Source organism: Micromonospora sp. C51 (assembly GCF_018070435.1).
GTDB classification, from domain to species: domain Bacteria; phylum Actinomycetota; class Actinomycetes; order Mycobacteriales; family Micromonosporaceae; genus Micromonospora; species Micromonospora sediminimaris.
In genome coordinates, this window is record NZ_JAGPXQ010000009.1 from 78,468 (window position 1) to 94,156 (window position 15,689).

The 15,689-nt window shown below is 72.7% G+C and carries 13 protein-coding genes; 9 read left to right on the forward strand and 4 right to left on the reverse strand.

Going from position 1 to position 15,689, the window contains the following annotated elements; translation table 11 throughout:
* Positions 1–129: 129 nt before the first annotated feature.
* Positions 130–933 carry an Fpg/Nei family DNA glycosylase gene (locus KBX50_RS12960; RefSeq protein WP_210937275.1) on the reverse strand — a complete coding sequence of 268 codons (804 nt, stop codon included), beginning with the start codon at positions 931–933 and terminating at the stop codon, positions 130–132.
* Between the two features lie 110 nt (positions 934–1,043).
* Here KBX50_RS12960 and KBX50_RS12965 point away from each other — a divergent pair, with 110 nt between their 5' ends.
* Positions 1,044–2,246 (forward strand): hypothetical protein, encoded by a 1,203-nt coding sequence (locus tag KBX50_RS12965; protein WP_210937276.1) that lies wholly within the window; start codon positions 1,044–1,046, stop codon positions 2,244–2,246.
* A gap of 90 nt (positions 2,247–2,336) precedes the next feature.
* Here KBX50_RS12965 and KBX50_RS12970 read toward each other — a convergent pair whose 3' ends face one another.
* Both KBX50_RS12970 and KBX50_RS12975 read right to left on the reverse strand, forming a co-directional pair.
* On the reverse strand, positions 2,337–2,579 hold the full coding sequence (locus tag KBX50_RS12970; RefSeq protein WP_210937277.1) for a CPCC family cysteine-rich protein: 243 nt from the start codon (positions 2,577–2,579) through the stop codon (positions 2,337–2,339).
* Between the two features lie 26 nt (positions 2,580–2,605).
* Positions 2,606–3,517, reverse strand: a complete 912-nt coding sequence (locus tag KBX50_RS12975; protein ID WP_210937278.1) for an S-adenosyl-l-methionine hydroxide adenosyltransferase family protein — start codon at positions 3,515–3,517, stop codon at positions 2,606–2,608.
* Between the two features lie 177 nt (positions 3,518–3,694).
* Here KBX50_RS12975 and KBX50_RS12980 point away from each other — a divergent pair, with 177 nt between their 5' ends.
* Complete coding sequence (locus KBX50_RS12980) at positions 3,695–4,303, forward strand: hypothetical protein (protein WP_210937279.1); 609 nt, start codon at positions 3,695–3,697, stop codon at positions 4,301–4,303.
* Positions 4,304–4,310: 7 nt separating this feature from the next.
* On the opposite strand, the gene KBX50_RS12985 is transcribed toward KBX50_RS12980, so the two are convergent.
* Entirely contained in the window at positions 4,311–8,876 is a 4,566-nt protein-coding gene (locus KBX50_RS12985) for an ATP-dependent helicase (protein ID WP_307870942.1), read from the reverse strand.
* Between the two features lie 181 nt (positions 8,877–9,057).
* Between KBX50_RS12985 and KBX50_RS12990 the strand changes: the two genes are divergently transcribed.
* The 7 genes from KBX50_RS12990 to mnhG all read left to right on the forward strand — a co-directional run bounded on the left by KBX50_RS12990 (position 9,058) and on the right by mnhG (position 15,603).
* Complete coding sequence (locus KBX50_RS12990; RefSeq protein ID WP_210937280.1) at positions 9,058–9,435, forward strand: hypothetical protein; 378 nt, start codon at positions 9,058–9,060, stop codon at positions 9,433–9,435.
* 147 nt (positions 9,436–9,582) lie between these two features.
* Positions 9,583–12,417: a Na+/H+ antiporter subunit A gene (locus KBX50_RS12995; protein WP_210937281.1), complete on the forward strand. Its 2,835-nt coding sequence runs from the start codon at positions 9,583–9,585 to the stop codon at positions 12,415–12,417.
* Positions 12,414–12,878, forward strand: a complete 465-nt coding sequence (locus KBX50_RS13000) for a Na(+)/H(+) antiporter subunit C (RefSeq protein WP_210937282.1) — start codon at positions 12,414–12,416, stop codon at positions 12,876–12,878. The genes KBX50_RS12995 and KBX50_RS13000 overlap by 4 nt, the downstream gene beginning before the upstream one ends.
* Before the next feature lie 37 nt (positions 12,879–12,915).
* Complete coding sequence (locus KBX50_RS13005) at positions 12,916–14,418, forward strand: Na+/H+ antiporter subunit D (RefSeq protein ID WP_210937283.1); 1,503 nt, start codon at positions 12,916–12,918, stop codon at positions 14,416–14,418.
* Positions 14,415–15,011 carry a Na+/H+ antiporter subunit E gene (locus KBX50_RS13010; RefSeq protein WP_210937284.1) on the forward strand — a complete coding sequence of 199 codons (597 nt, stop codon included), beginning with the start codon at positions 14,415–14,417 and terminating at the stop codon, positions 15,009–15,011. The genes KBX50_RS13005 and KBX50_RS13010 overlap by 4 nt, the downstream gene beginning before the upstream one ends.
* Complete coding sequence (locus tag KBX50_RS13015) at positions 15,008–15,271, forward strand: monovalent cation/H+ antiporter complex subunit F (RefSeq protein WP_210937285.1); 264 nt, start codon at positions 15,008–15,010, stop codon at positions 15,269–15,271. Before KBX50_RS13010 ends, KBX50_RS13015 begins: the two co-directional genes overlap by 4 nt.
* Positions 15,268–15,603 (forward strand): monovalent cation/H(+) antiporter subunit G, encoded by a 336-nt coding sequence (mnhG, locus tag KBX50_RS13020; protein WP_093410188.1) that lies wholly within the window; start codon positions 15,268–15,270, stop codon positions 15,601–15,603. Before KBX50_RS13015 ends, mnhG begins: the two co-directional genes overlap by 4 nt.
* Positions 15,604–15,689 lie beyond the last annotated feature (86 nt).

A 15,689-nucleotide genomic window follows, 5' to 3' on the forward strand; every position in this document is an offset into this window, starting at 1 on the left:
CTGCCGGCGTGTCGCCGCCGCCACTCCGCGCCGGTCGCGTGGCTGGCCGTCCACCGGCTCCGACCTGCCCAGACCGTCGCGTGGAAGATGCACGGCAGTGCCCCGTCCGCCGGGGTGGAAGATGCGGGCTCAGGCCGGGTCGCCGGGCTGGCAGGTGGGGCACCAGTAGGTGACCCGGTCGCCCAGTTCCTCCTTGCGGATGGCGGTGCCGCAGCGCCGGCACGGCTGCGCCCGTCGCCCGTACACGTAGCTGGTCCGGCCACGCCCCAGCGCGCCGGTGGTGCTCTGCGTCCAGCGGCCCCGGTTCGCGGCCAGCAACTTCTGCGCCAGCGTCACCAGGCCGGTGAGGTCGGGCACCTCCCGCACGGGGGTGCGGGGGTGCACGCCGCGGAGGAACAGCACCTCGCACTTGTAGAGGTTGCCGACGCCGGCCAGGATGCGCTGGTCGAGCAGGGCCACGCCGACCGGGGTGTCCGGGTGGGCGGCGAGCCGACGGACGGCCTCGGCCGGATCCCAGTCACCGCCGAGCAGGTCGGGGCCCAGGTGACCGACAAGGCGCTCCTCGTCGGCGGTGGGCACCAGCGCCACCTCGTGCAGGTGGTAACCGACGGCGGTCGCGACCGGGGTGCGTAGCACCACCCGGATCAGGTGCGCCGGTCGGGCGGTCCACCGCTCCCCGGGGGCGTACGCCCGCCAGGTGCCGTCCATCCGCAGATGCGAGTGCAGCGTCCAGCGCGATTCACCGGTGTCGGCGGGGGCGTCCAGCCGGAGCAGCAGATGTTTGCCCCGGCTCGCGCTGTCGCGTACCGACCAGCCGGTGAGGTCGGTGGTGGCGAGCGAGGGCACCCGGAAATCGCTGCCGGTCAGCCGGGCACCGCCCAGCGCGCGTTCCAGGACGCGGGCGGTGTTCCAGACGGTGTCACCTTCGGGCACGGCTCCATTCTCCCTCACCCGAGCGCAATTCACATGTATCGCTATTTGTATGGCGCTTCTGTTCGATCTACGGATATAGGCACTATCGGGGAGTTCTGAGGAGAATGCCGATGAATCATCCCCGCAGTTCCGTCCTGGCCGTCGTCCTGGCCACCGTCCTCGCCGTCACCCTCCATCCCCACTCCGCCTCCTCGGCCGGTCGCGCCGACCGGTGGGCCGCAGACCTGTCGATCGTCGATGCCGACGACGTCAACGTGCGACACACCCGTGCTGGGCTGCGACTGGCCGACGCCCGGCCACCCGGGGTGCCGGCCCGGCGCAGCGCGGTGGCCGAGGGCATGCTGGTGGCCGCACCGCGTACCCTCAGTCGCCCGGCCACCCGGATCCGCGCCCAGGTCACCGCCGCCAGCCGGCCCGGTGCCACCGCGGTCGTCCAGGTCCGCGGTTGGCGGACGGCAGGCTGGACCGAGTGGCGCGACGCCGCGCCGGCTGCCGTCTTCGACCGGCCGGTCCGGCGGGTACAGGCCCGGGTGGTGCTGACCGGCAGTCCCTCCGGCGCCAGCACCGAGGTCCGCGCCGTCCGGCTCACCGCCGACACCGTCGCCGCGGTCACCGCCGCCACCCCCGGCCTGACCTACCGGGTGTACGCGACCCGGATCGGACTGGTCGGCGAGTTGACCGCCAACGGGCACACGGTCCGCGCCCGGGACCATTTCGTCGCGTTGCCCTCCCGCCGGGGGCTGTCTCCGCGCAACACCGGCGACTACACCGTGCGGGTCTGCACCATCACCGGCAGCCGCTGCGAGTACGCCCCGGTCTGGGACGTCGGGCCGTGGAACACCCGCGACGACTACTGGAACCTCAGCGCCGTGCGGGAGAACTGGAAGGCGCTGCCGCAGGGGAGGCCACAGGCGCAGGCCGCCTACCAGAACGGCTACAACGGCGGGCGGGACCAGTTCGGTCGGGTGGTGCTCAACCCGGCCGGCATCGACCTCGCCGACGGGACGTTCTGGGACGGGTTGCAGCTGTCCACGAACGCCTGGGTCGACGTGGCGTACCTGTGGACCGGCACCGGTCCGCGAGGGGTGGTCGGCGACGGCCCGCTGACCGTGCGGTCCGGCCCCAGCACCAGCTACCAGTCCCGGGGCCTGGCTGCCCAGCACGCCAACGTGCCGATCCAGTGTTACGTCATCGGGCAGACGATCGCCGGTCCGTACCGGACGACAAGCCGGTGGAACCGCCTGGCCAGCGGTCAGTTCGTCAGCCATGCGTACATCTCGACGGTCTGGGGTGGGTCGGTGCCGCTCTGCTGAGACCGGCACCCAGAGCCGGGTCGGCGTCCTCCCCAGGCCGGCCCGGCTCGCCGCGTCAGCGGGTGCGCTGGGCTGCCCGTGCCGGCCGGTTCAGGGCAGCTCCTCCGGTCTCGGCGTGCGCACCAGCTCCTGGTACCGGGGGTGGCAGGCACCGTAGACGGCGAAGTTGAGGCGGGCGTGCGACAGGCTCAAGTCCCCGTTCGCCCCGCCGCGTACGACGTCCGCGTCGGCGTCGCCCTGACCGTCGTCTGTCCAGAAACAGACCGGGCAGGTGCCGCCGCCGGTCCGGTACGCGCAGCAGGGACAAGCGGCGGGAACCCAGCGATCATCCACCTTGACAGCTTTCCACAGTAGACGCTTCATCCGTGTTGTCCGGAAGCGTCCCCCACGACGCGGTAACCCCGGACCCGCAGCAGCGTACCCGGGGCCACCGCGAGCAGTTCGGCGGCGTGTCCACCGTTGACTGAGAGCGCGACCCGACCGGCGGAGTCGGCGTGCGCCACCAGGGCGCCAACCGGGGCGTCGCCGAACGTACGTCCGTGCACCACGTCCCGGTCCCACCTGCCAACACCCGTCGGGCCGTCCTCGGCGGCCGGGCCGTGCGTCGGCTCGCCGGTCGCCGGACCTACCCGCACCCGCGCCGGCAGCGGGTCCAGCAGCTCGGCCGGGGCGGCCAACTGGACGTTGCCGAAATGGTCCACCGTCACCACCTCGGCCACGAACCCGTCCGGCAGTCGGCGGACCAGCGGTTCGGGTAGCCGCACCAGCGTCGCCGGCTCGACCGGCGGGCCGGCCTCGGCCAGCGGGGCGCCGAGAGCCAGGCGGGCCGCGACCGGGGCGAAGACGTCCCGCCCGTGGAAGGTGGCCGACACCCGAGGCGCCAGCCAGCGCGGATTGGTCAGCTCCACCGCCTCGATCACCCCGCCGAGCGCCTCGGCGGCGTCCAGCAGCAGGCCGTTGTCGGGTCCCACCAGCAGGCCACCCGGGGTGCCCAGCGCGACACCCCGGCGGTTCGTACCGACCCCGGGGTCGACCACCGCCACGTGCACCCCGGGCGGCAGATGCGGCACGGTCTGGGCCAGCACCGCCGCGCCCCGCCGGATGTCACCCGGCGGCACCAGGTGGGTCACGTCGATGACCCGCAGCGCCGGCGCGAGCCGGGCGATCACCCCGTGGCAGACCGCCACGAAGCCGTCGACGAGGCCGTAGTCGGTGGTCAGCGAGAGGGCCTCGGCCGGTGGCCGGTACTCGCGGGCGGCACTGCTGGTCACGGCACCGGATCGTACGCCCGTATCCGCCGCCACACGTGCGGATGGCACCGGCCGGGGTTGTCATCCAGGTGCGGTGCGGAAGCCGTGACTCCGGCGTTTCCTGATGCCGGATTGCCGACAGCGTGGCTGACCGACCGGCCACTGCCGGTGGCGGTCCCGGTTGGACAGACTGCGGGGGTGAGTCACCGGATGCTGCCAACCGTCGTTCTGCTCATGGTCACCGTCGCCCTCGCCGGATGCGGTGCCGATCAGGACGCACCGCCCGCCGCCGCACCGACAGTCGGCAACCCATCGGCGGATCCGACGCCACCGGCCGGCCCGGACGCCGCAACTCCGTCGACCGGTACGGCGAGCCCGACCGCCCCGGGCAGTGCCGCGCCGCCGCCGTCGTCCCGACCGGCGACCACCGGGCCGAAGGCCGACGGCACCACCGAGCGGCGGCCGCCGAGCCCGCCGCCGGTGGAGCTACCACCGCGCCAGGCCGGCGAGCCGACCGGCCGGGAGGTCGTGGCCGCGTTCCGGGCGGCCGGGCTCAAGGCGGCGAACGTCCGGGACCGGTCTATCGACTGTGGACCGGACGGGTTGGGGTTGGGCTGCTCGGAGCTGGTCGTGACCGACAACGTGGCCGTCTACGTCTTCCCGGACGAGAGCAGCGCCGGTGACCTGGCCGAGCGGTGGAGCGGAGCCGCCTACCGCAACGGCACCGTGGTGCTCAACTACCTTGAGGCGCCGACCCCGCCCGCCGACCGCCCCCGCTACGAGAAGGTCCTCGACAAGCTCCGCTGAGGCCGGTCTAGGTACGCAGCCGGAGGCCGCGCGGGGTGGTGCGGAATCCGGCGGCGGTCAGTGCGTCGCGCAGCGGCGACGAGCGTACGGACTCGCCGTCGGCGCGTTCCACCGAGATCGGGCCCAGCGCGCCGGAATGAACGGCGTCGGCCAGGGCCTTGCCGGCCGCGCCCAGCGCATCGACATCGTCGGTGAAGGAGAGCAGCGTCCGCCCGCCCCGCTCCACGTAGAGCGCCAACTCGCCCTCGACCAGCACGACCAGCGCCCTGGCCTTGCGACCTGCCCGGTGCCCGGTGGTCGGCGGTGAGGTCGCGTCACCGGAATCGACGGCGCGCTCCGGCCAGGGCAGCGCCGCACCGTACGGGTTCGCGGGATCGGTGGCCGCCAACACCACCGTGGCCCCGACCCGCCGGCCACCGTCGAGCGGGTCGGCGCCGGCACGGATCCGGTCCACCGCGCCGGGCACCGCGAACTGCGCCGCGCCCAGCCCGTCGACGAAGTAGCCCCGCCGGGCCGCGCCGCGCTCCTCCAGCGCGGACAGCACCGGGTAGACGGCGGCGAAACCCCCCGCCACCTGCTCGGCCACGACCGCGCCCCGGGTCAGCACGCCGTGCCGTTCCAGCAGGACGTCGGCGAGCGCGGCGGCGCGGCGGGTCGGGTCGGTGTCCCGCTCCGGCAACCGCGACCAGCGCCCGGCCACCGTGGGCGGCCCACCACGACTGGGCAGTGCCACCCGTCCCGGGCGGCGGTAACGCCCACGGGCCGCGGTCGGGCGGGCGCGGTGCGCGCCGCCGGCGCCCAGCACCGCCCGCATTGGCGCCAGGGTGTCGTTGGTGAGGTGACCGGCCCAGACTAGGTCCCAGATGACCGCGGTCAGCTCGGCGTCGTCAGTGGCGCCGACCCGATCGGCCAGGGGCCGGAAGAACAGCGCCTGCCCGTCGTCGAGGGCGTCCAGCACCGCGTCGTGCAGAGGCGTACGGGCGAGGGTGTCATCCGGCGGCGGGAGCAGCAGCGGAGCCGAGTCGGCGTACGCCAGGCTGACCCAGCCGTCCCCACCGGAGATCGACCCTGCGCCGGCCCACAGCACCTCGCCACTGGCGCACAGCTCGTCGAGCTGGGCGGGGGAGTAGTCGGCGACCCGGGCGGGCAGTACCAGCCGTTCCAGCGCCGACGCGGGCACCGAGGCACCTTGCAACTGCTCGATCGTCGCGGCCACCGCCTCGACCCCGCGAGCCGACGAGCCCACCTGCTGCCAGCGGGGCAGGAAGGTGGCCAGGGCCTGCGGTGGTACCGGCTCGATCTCGCGGCGTAGCGCGGCGAGGGAACGGCGGCGCAGCAGGCGCAGCACCTCGGCGTCGCACCACTGGGTGCCGGCCGTGTCCGGGGTGAACTCGCCGGAGACCACCCGGCCGGTGGCGGCCAACCGGCGCAGTGTCTGCTCGACCACGAAGACCCCGAGCCCGAAGCGGGCCGCGCAGCCGGCGGCGGTGAACGGGGTGTGGGTGCGAGCGTACCGGGCCACCAGGTCGCCGAGCGGGTCGGCGACCGGTTCGAGGTACGCCTCGGCGATACCGACCGGTAGGGCGACGCCGAGAGCGTCCCGGAGCCGGCCGGCATCCTCGACGCCGACCCAGCGTTCCTGCCCGGCGATGCGCACCCGCAGCACCCGCCGCGCGGCGGCCAGCTCGGTCAGCCACGCCTCGGGTGCCCCGCGCTCGGCCAGCTCACCGGTGCTCAGATCGCCGAGCTGCCGCAGCAGCTCGACCACGTCCTCGGCGTCGCGGGTACGACGTTGAGCGGTGAGCCAGCGCAGTTGTCGTTCGGTCTCGGCGAGCACCGCCGGGTCGAGCAGCTCGCGCAGGTCGACCCGGCCGAGCAACTCACCGAGCAGGGCCGAGTCCAGGGTGAGGGCGGCGGCCCGGCGTTCCGCCAGCGGCGCGTCGCCCTCGTAGAGGAAGGCACCGACGTAGCCGAAGAGCAGCGAGCGGGCGAACGGGGACGGACGGGCGCTCTCCACCTCGACCAGGCGCACCCGGCGGCCGGCCAGGTCGCGCATGACCTCGGTCAGGGCGGGCAGATCGAAGACGTCCTGGAGGCACTCCCGTGCCGCCTCCAGGGTGACCGGGAAGTCGGCGTACTCGCGGGCCACGTCGAGCAGTTGGGCGGCGCGTTGCCGTTGCTGCCAGAGCGGCTGGCGGCGGCGCGGATCCCGGCGCGGCAGCAGCAGCGACCGGGCGGCGCACTCCCGGAACCGGGCGGCGAACAGCGCGGAAGTGCCGACCGACTCCTCGACCAGCTGGGCGATCTCCTCCGGATCGAAGGCCACCACGTCGGCGCCGGGCGGAGTGTCGGCGGTGTCCGGCAGCCGGACCACGATCCCGTCGTCGGCGGGCATCACCTGCGCGTCGACGCCGTAGCGCTCGGCCAGCCGGCGGCCGATGGCCAACGCCCAGGGTGCGTTGACCCGGGCGCCCAGGACGCTGTGCACGGCCAGCCGCCAGTCACCCAACTCGTCGCGGAAGCGCTCGACGACGACCGTCCGGTCGTCCGGCAGGGCCCGGGTCGCCGCCCGTTGCTCGTGCAGGTAGGTCAGGAGGTTTCCGGCGGCCCAGTCGTCCAACCCGGTGGCCCGCAGCGTGGCGGTGGCCTGCTCGGTGTCCTGCCGGAGCAGGGCACGCACCCGGGCGCCGATCGCCCGGCCCAGTTCCACCGGCCGGCCCGGCTGGTCGCCCTTCCAGAACGGCATCTTCGCCGCCTGCCCGGGGGCGGGGGAAACCAGCACCCGGTCCGGCGTGATCTCCTCGATCCGCCAGGACGAGGAACCGAGCAGGAAGACGTCGCCGACGCGGGACTCGTAGACCATCTCCTCGTCCAGTTCGCCGACCCGGGCGGCCCGTTCCGCCCCGGCCAGGAAGACGCCGAACAGGCCCCGGTCGGGAATGGTGCCGCCACTGGTCACCGCCAGCCGTTGCGCGCCCGGACGGCCGGTCAGCACGTCGGTGGCGCGATCCCACACCACCCGGGGGCGAAGCTCGGCGAAGGCGGTCGACGGGTAGCGGCCGGAGAGCATGTCCAGGACGGCGTGCAGCGCGGAGTCGGGCAGCTCGGCGAAGGGCGCGGCCCGACGGATGACGGCCGCCAGGTCGCCGACCCGCCACTCGTCCAGGGCGACCATCGCGACGACCTGTTGGGCGAGCACGTCCAGGGGATTGCGGGGATGGTGCAGCTCCTCGATGGCGGCCTCGCCCATCCGCTCGGCGACCACGGCACAGGAGAGCAGGTCTCCCCGGTGCTTGGGCAGGACCACCCCCCGCGACACCGCGCCGACCTGGTGCCCGGCCCGGCCGACCCGTTGCAGGCCGGCGGCCACGCTCGGCGGTGCCTCGATCTGCACGACCAGGTCGACCGCGCCCATGTCGATGCCGAGTTCGAGGCTGGAGGTGGCCACCACGGCCGGCAGCCGGCCCGCCTTGAGCGCCTCCTCGATCTGCCGGCGTTCCTCCCGGGAGACGCTGCCGTGGTGCGCCCGGGCGATCACCGGCGGGGCACCGGACACCGCGCCGGCCTGGGCCATCATCTCGGCCGGTGTCCGGCTGGCCGGACCGGTGGTGGGTGGTGTCGCGGCCGTCTCATCCGCGGCCAGCTCGTTGAGCCGGGCGCAGAGGCGTTCGGCGCTGCGTCGGGAGTTGGTGAAGACGATCGTCGAGCGGTGCGCCCTGATCAGGGCGAAGACCCGTTCCTCCACGGCCGGCCAGATGGACGCCGTGCGGGGGCCGGCGAGGTCGTCCTCCGGCGTCGGCTGCTCGTCGAGGCGGGTCATGTCCTCCACCGGCACCTGGACGCTGACCTCGATCGTCTTGGCGGTGGCCGGGGCCACCACCTCGACCGGGCGGGCGCCGCCGAGAAAGCGGGCACACTCGTCCAGCGGTCGGACGGTGGCGGAGAGCCCGATGCGCTGTGCCGGGGCGGGCAGCAACTCGTCGAGCCGCTCCAGGGAGAGGGCCAGGTGAGCGCCGCGTTTGGTGCCGGCGACCGCGTGCACCTCGTCGACAATCACCGTCTCCACGCCCCGCAGGGAGTCCCGTGCGGCGGAGGTGAGCAGCAGGAACAGCGACTCCGGCGTGGTGATCAGGATGTCCGGCGGGGTGCGGGCGAAGGCCCGCCGCTCGTCGGCGGGGGTGTCGCCGGTACGCATCCCGACGGTGATCTCCGGCGGGGGCAGGGCGAGCCGGGTGGCGGCCTGCCGGATGCCGGTGAGCGGGGCGCGGAGGTTGCGCTCGACGTCGACCGCGAGCGCCTTGAGCGGACTGACGTAGAGCACCCGGCAGCGCTGTCGAGGGTCGGCGGGGGTCGTCTCGCGGGACAGTCGGTCGAGTGACCACAGGAACGCGGCGAGGGTCTTGCCGGATCCGGTGGGCGCCACGACCAGGGCGTGCCGGCCGGCGGCCACCGCGTTCCAGGCACCGGCCTGCGCCGCCGTCGGCGCGGCGAACGCCGCATCGAACCATTCCCGGGTCGCCGGGCCGAACCGGGAGAGCACCTGCTCGCCCGGGGTCGTGCTGGAATCCGCCACGAACCAATCCTGCCCCCGGGCACCGACATTCGTCCGTCGCGAGCCGGGCGGCGAATCACCTGTTAAGGCGTTTGAGGTGACTTGCGCCAAGAATCCGTTAAGTCTCACTTAACTGCTTGCTCTTGCGGGGCAACATAAAGTAACTTCACTCGCGGTGTGGCGAGCGGCGGAGGGGGGTCGGATGGCCGTCGAGGAGCGGAGTTCAAGGCCCGGCACCGACATCCTGATCCGCAAGGTGGACAGCCACGTCACCGCCCTGCGCGCCGGGCTGCACGGCCCGGAACTCGAACTGGCCGAGCGGCTCGCCAGTTGCCTGCGCGAGCTGGTCGTCTCCACCGCGCAGGCCAGCGCCGCCGACCGAGCCCAGGTGCGGGCCGCCGTGCACTACTTCGTCCTGCGCCGCGAGAGCCGCGGCCGGTTGTTGTCCGTACGGTCCCTGGCCGCCGCGCAGCGACTGGTCAACCGGGCCGCGTCCCAACTGGGCCGGCCGGACCTGGTCGTCGAGGGCCGCCCGAGTCGCGGTGACAGCGCCGCGACGGACGTCGCCGCGCACAACTGATTCGGTCGTTACCGGTTTTCCGCCGCTTTGCCGGCGAAAGTGTGTTTACTTCGGGAAAACCACGCATCGCGCGCTGAACTGTCGTCTGATCGCTGCTAGACCCCCAACCCCCGTGGGGCGTCTCGGCCACCTCGACCGGGAGCGCGTGTGCTCGTACTGCTGATCCTGCACCTCGTGGCGGCCGTTGTGGCGCCGCTGCTGGTCCGCCGCTGGGGTCCGCGCGCCTGTTACCTGCTGGCCCTGGTGCCGGCGACCGCCTTCGGCTGGGCACTGGTACGCACACCCGACGTGGCCCACGGCGGTGCGGTGGTCGAGACGTACCCCTGGATTTCGGAACTGGGCCTGGACCTGGCGCTGCGGATGACCACCCTGTCCTGGCTGATGACCCTGCTGGTCGGTGGGGTCGGTGCGCTGGTGCTCGGCTACTGCGCCCGCTACCTTCCGCCCGACGCGCTCGGCAACTCGCGGTTCGCCGGCGTGCTGGTCGCCTTCGCCGGGGCGATGCTCGGGCTGGTCCTCGCCGACGATCTGCTGCTGCTCTACGTCTGCTGGGAGCTCACCACCGTCTTCTCGTACCTGCTGATCGGCCACAGCACGGAGCGGCGGTCGAGCCGCTGGGCAGCCGCCCAGGCGCTGACCGTGACCACCTTCGGCGGCCTCGCCATGCTTGTCGGGTTCCTCATGCTCGGTCACCACGCCGGCACCTACCGCTGGTCGGAGTTGGCCCAGCAGCCGCTGCCCGGCGGGGCGTACCTGGTCGTCGCGGTGCTGCTGATTTTGGTCGGTGCGCTGTCGAAGTCGGCGGTGCTGCCCTTCACCTCATGGCTGCCGGTGGCGATGGCCGCACCGACGCCGGTCAGCGCGTACCTGCACGCGGCGGCGATGGTGAAGGCCGGTGTCTACCTGCTCGGCCTGCTGACCCCGGTGCTCGCCGTGGTCGGCCCGTGGCGTCCGGTGGTGCTGATCGCCGGCCTGGCCACCATGCTTGTCGGTGGTTGGGCGGCGTTACGGCAGACCGACCTGAAGCTGCTGCTGGCACACGGCACGGTCAGCCAGCTCGGGCTGTTGACGGTGGTCGTCGGGGTGGGCACGGCGGACGCCGCGCTCGCCGGAGTCGCCATGCTGCTCGCTCACGCGCTGTTCAAGGCGGCGCTGTTCCTCGTGGTCGGCGTGATCGACCACGGTGCCGGGACCCGGGATCTGCGCGAGTTGTCGGGACTGCGGCGCACCGCGCCGGTGCTGACCGGGGTGGCCGTGCTCGCCGCCGCCTCGATGGCTGGACTGCCACCCCTGCTCGGCTTCGTCGCCAAGGAGGCCGTGTTCGCCGCCTTCGCCGACCGGCCGCTGGTCCTGGCGGTACTCGTGGTCGGCACCGTGCTCACCGTCGCGTACAGCATCAGGTTCGTCTGGGGCGCGTTCGCCGACCGACCCGGCGCCGCCGCCACCGACCTGGGACGGATCGAGCCGACGCTGCTGGCCCCACCGGCCCTGCTGGCCGTCGTCGGACTCGTCGCCGGCCCGGCCGCGGGAGCGCTGGATCACCTGCTCCGTCCGTACCCGGAACTCTTCGGCACCGTCGGGAAACACCTGGCCCTGTGGCACGGGCTCACCCCCGCGCTCGGGCTGTCCGCGCTGGCCCTGGCGGGTGGTACGGCGCTGTTCGCGCTGCGCGGTCCACTGGCACCGGCGCTGGCCCGGCTGCGTTGGCCGGTCACCGGCCAGCGGGGGTACGAGTTGATCACCCACCGCTTCGACCAGGCCGCGGTGGGCGTCACAAGCGTCACCCAGCGGGGGTCGCTGCCGCAGTACCTCGGTCTGATCCTGATCGTCCTGGCTGCGGTGCCGGGCGGGGCGGTGATCCTCATCCAACCCTGGGAGCAGCCACTGGATTTGTGGGCCACGCCCGCGCAACCGGTGGTGCTGCTGGTGGTCTGCGTCGCCGCTCTGCTCGCCGTGGGTGCCACCCGGCGGCTGACCGCGATGCTCCTGGTCGGCATGACCGGTTACGGCACCGCCATGTTGTTCGTGCTCTACGGCGCGCCCGACCTGGCGCTGACCCAGTTCCTCGTGGAGACCATGACCATCGCGATCTTCGTGCTGGTGCTGCGCCGACTGCCCGAGCGGTTCTCGATGCGGCCACTGCGGCGCAGTCGCTGGATCCGGCGGACGATCGGGGTGATCGTCGGTACGACCGTGGCCGCGCTGGCCGTCGGAGCCGCGGCGGCCCGGCAGGCCCGCTCCATCTCGGAGGACTTTCCGCACCTGGCGGTGGAGCAGGGGCACGGCCGCAACGTGGTCAACGTGACCCTGGTGGACATCCGTGCCTGGGACACCCTGGGGGAGATGGCGGTGCTGGTGGCCGCGGCCACCGGAGTGGCAAGTCTCATCTTCCACCAGTCGCGCACCGGGCCGCGTCCTCGTCGGCGGGAGGTCGCGGAGGACGAGGCACCCGCCGGACGGGCGGTCTGGCTGCGCGGCGGGGCCACGCTGCACGAGAGGCAGCGGTCGATCGTGTTGGAGGTGGTCACCCGCCTGATCTCGCACACCGCCGTGCTCTTCTCGCTCTATCTGCTCTTCTCCGGGCACAACGCGCCCGGTGGTGGCTTCGCCGGTGGGCTGGTGGCCAGCCTCGCGCTGACCATGCGGTACCTCGCCGGTGGCCGGTACGAACTGGTCGAGGCGGCGCCGATCGGTGCCGGCACGGTGCTCGGTGCCGGCCTGTTGCTCTCGGTCGGCAGCGGGGTGGTGTCCCTGATCGTCGGCGGCACCGTGCTGGAGAGCACCACCGTCGACCTCTGGCTGCCGTTGATCGGCCACTTCTACCTGGTCACCTCCCTCTTCTTCGACGTCGGTGTGTACCTGGTGGTGATCGGTCTGGCGCTGGACGTGCTACGCAGCCTCGGCGCCGAGGTGGACCGGCACATCGAGGCGGCCGGCGAGGCCGATGGCGGGCTGGCCGGCCGGCGAGGGGAGGCACGGTGAGGGCCACCGGAGCGAATTTGGTCTCCTTCGTCACGATCGGGGTACTCGTCGGCTGCGGCGTGACCCTGCTGCTGGAACGCAGCCTGAGCCGGGTTCTGCTCGGCGTCGTCCTGATCGGCAACGGCGTGAACCTGTTGATCGTCTTCGGCGGCCGATCCGGGGCGGCGCCGGTGGTCGGCGTCAGCGACGAGGCGGCGATGAGCGACGCTCTGCCCCAGGCCATGGTGCTCACCGCCATCGTGATCACCTTCGGCTTCACCGCCTTCCTGTTGGCGATCAGCTACCGCAGCTGGTACCTCAGCGGCGACGACGAGGTGCCCGACGACATCGAGGACCGGGAGATCGTCCGCCGGGCCGCCCAACGGGAGATGTCCGTCGCGGACCTCACCGGCGAGCCGCCGACGGCCGACCCCCAGCAGGTCGACGCGCCGGCCCCACACCGCGAGGAGGGCCCGGGATGATCCGGTACGCGTCGACCGGGCCGGCCCGGTGGCGGCGATGAGCACGCTCGTGCCGCTGCCGGTGGTGCTGCCGCTGCTGGGTGCCGCGCTGACCCTGCTGCTGGCGGGCCGGCCGCAGATCCAGCGAACGGTCAGCGTGGGTTGCCTGAGCATCAGCCTGTCGGTGGCGGTGGTGCTGCTGGTGCAGGCGTACCGCCAGGGGCCACTTGTGGTGCAGATCGGCGGCTGGCCGGCACCGGTGGGCATCGTGCTGGTCGCCGACCAGTTGGCCGCGCTGATGCTGGTGGTCTCCTCGGCGGTGACCCTCTGTGTGCTGCTGTACTCGATCGGGCAGGGCCAGGCGGAGACCGGGGAGAGATCCCCGGTGGCGATCTTCCACCCCACCTATCTGGTGCTGACCGCCGGCGTGTGCAACGCATTCCTCGCCGGCGACCTGTTCAACCTCTTCGTCGGCTTCGAGATGCTGCTCGCCGCCAGCTTCGTCCTGATCACCCTCAACGGCACCGGTCCGCGCATCCGCACCGGTTCCACCTACGTCATGGTCAACATCCTGGCGTCGATGATCTTCCTGATCTCGGTGGGCCTGGTCTACGCGGCCACCGGCACCCTCAACCTGGCCCAGCTCACCGCGCGGCTGGACGCGCTACCGGACGGCGTACGCCTGAGCCTGCAACTGATGCTCTTGGTGGCCTTCGGCATCAAGGCGGCGGTCTTCCCGCTGTCGGCCTGGCTGCCGGACAGCTACCCCACGGCCCCGGCCCCGGTCACCGCGGTCTTCGCCGGCCTGCTGACCAAGGTGGGCGTGTACGCGATCATCCGGACCCAGACCCTGCTCTTTCCGGGGCAGCAGGCAGGGGAACTGCTGATGGTGGCGGCCGGGCTGACCATGCTGGTCGGCATCCTCGGCGCGGTGGCCCAGTCGGACATCAAGCGGCTGCTGTCGTTCACGCTGGTCAGCCACATCGGCTACATGATCTTCGGAGTGGGCCTGAGCACGGTCGCCGGGCTGGTCGGTGCCATCTTCTACGTGGTTCACCACATCACCATCCAGACCACCCTGTTCCTGATCTCCGGGTTGGTCGAGCAACGGGCCGGCAGCACCGACCTGCGCCGCCTCGGCGGGTTGGCCCGGTTGGCACCCATGGTCGGCGTGCTCTTCTTCGTCTCCGCGATGAACCTGGCCGGCATTCCACCGTTCTCGGGTTTTCTGGGCAAGCTCGGCCTGCTCCAGGCCGGTGTCGCGGTGGGCGGGCCGCTGCCCTGGACGCTGGTGGCCGTCGGCACCGTGACCAGCCTGCTCACCCTCTACGTGGCGAGTCGGGTGTGGAACATCGCCTTCTGGCGCTCACCCTGCGAAACGGTCGCGCCGACCGCCCCGCTGCCGGCGTTGATGGTTGGCGCCACGGTCGCCCTGGTGGCGCTCGGCGTGTCGTTGACCTTCGTGGCGGGGCCGTTGTTCGACTTCACCGGGCGGGCGGCGGCGGATCTGATCGAGCGCACCCCGTACGTGCGCGCTGTCCTGCCCGGCGGGGCGTCATGACCGCGCCCGGCGTCGAGCCGCCCGCACCGCCGGACCAGCGGACCCGGACGGGTCGGTGGCGTGACCAGCTGATCGCCTACGGCTGGCTGGTGCTGGCCTGGAACCTGTTCTGGGGGGAGTTCACCTGGGGCAACCTGCTGGGCGGGCTGCTGACCGCCGGCGTGGTGCTGCTGTTCTTCCCACTGCCCCCGGTGACCTTCCACGGCCGGCTCCGCCTGTGGGGTCTGGTGGTGTTCGGCGGCCGGTTCGTCGTCGAGCTGGTCCGGGCCAGCGTCCACGTCGCCCGGATCGCGGTGCAACCCGGCTACACGCCCCGTTCAGCCATCATCGGCGTACGGCTGCGGCTGCCCACCGACCTCAATCTGGCCCTCACCGCCGAAGTGCTCTCCCTGGTGCCCGGCACGTTGATCATCGAGGTGGACCGGGACGCCGGAATGCTCTACGTCCACGTGCTCGACGTACGCGGCCCCACCGCCCTCGCCGCCAGCCGCGACCAGGTCCGTGCCGTGGAACGGCGGATCGTCGCGACGATCGGCTCGAACGCCGAGCTGCGCCGGCTGCGCACCGGACCCGTTGACAAGGAGTTCCCGTGACCGTCTTCCTCGCCGTCGTCCTCACCACCCTGCTGTCGGTGACCGCCCTGCTGGCCCTCGTCCGCCTCTACCGGGGTCCGAGCCTGCTGGACCGGGTCGTCGCCGCCGACATGCTGCTCGCGACCATGGTCGGTGCCGTCGGCGCGGAGGCGGCAGTCAACCGGCACGCCACCACCCTGCCGGTGCTGGTGGTGCTCGCCCTACTCGGCTTCGTCGGATCGGTGTCGCTTGTCCGTTTCGCCGTCCGGGACCGGCCATGACACCCGGTGCCGTCGCGGACTGGCTGGCTGTCGTCAGCCTGACCGCCGGTGCGCTGCTGAGCCTGGCCGCCGCCATCGGAGTGCTGCGTTTCCCGGACACGCTGAGCCGCATGCACGCGGCCACCAAGCCGCAGGTGCTCGGCGTGCTGCTCCTGCTGCTGGGGGTGGGTCTCCGGCTGCGCAGTCCGGCCGACCTCGGCATGATCGTTCTCGTCGGCGTCTTTCAGCTGGCCACCGCTCCGGTCGCCGCGCAGATGATCGGTCGGGCCGCGTACCGGGCCGGGCGGGTCGACCGGAACCTGCTCGACGTCGACGAGCTGGCCGACCGGTGAACCAGCGCCCCACAGGTCGGCCCGGCGACGGAGGTCGTCCCGGGTGCCGCCCATCCTGGCCGGCAGAAACAGTAGGCACACCCACC

Coding starts and splice junctions, on each gene's coding strand:
- KBX50_RS12965 (WP_210937276.1), top strand. CDS start 1,044: ATGAATCATCCCCGCAGTTCCGTCCTGGCCGTCGTCCTGGCCACCGTC.
- KBX50_RS13005 (WP_210937283.1), top strand. CDS start 12,916: ATGAGCACGCTCGTGCCGCTGCCGGTGGTGCTGCCGCTGCTGGGTGCC.
- mnhG (WP_093410188.1), top strand. CDS start 15,268: ATGACACCCGGTGCCGTCGCGGACTGGCTGGCTGTCGTCAGCCTGACC.
- KBX50_RS13010 (WP_210937284.1), top strand. CDS start 14,415: ATGACCGCGCCCGGCGTCGAGCCGCCCGCACCGCCGGACCAGCGGACC.
- KBX50_RS12990 (WP_210937280.1), top strand. CDS start 9,058: ATGGCCGTCGAGGAGCGGAGTTCAAGGCCCGGCACCGACATCCTGATC.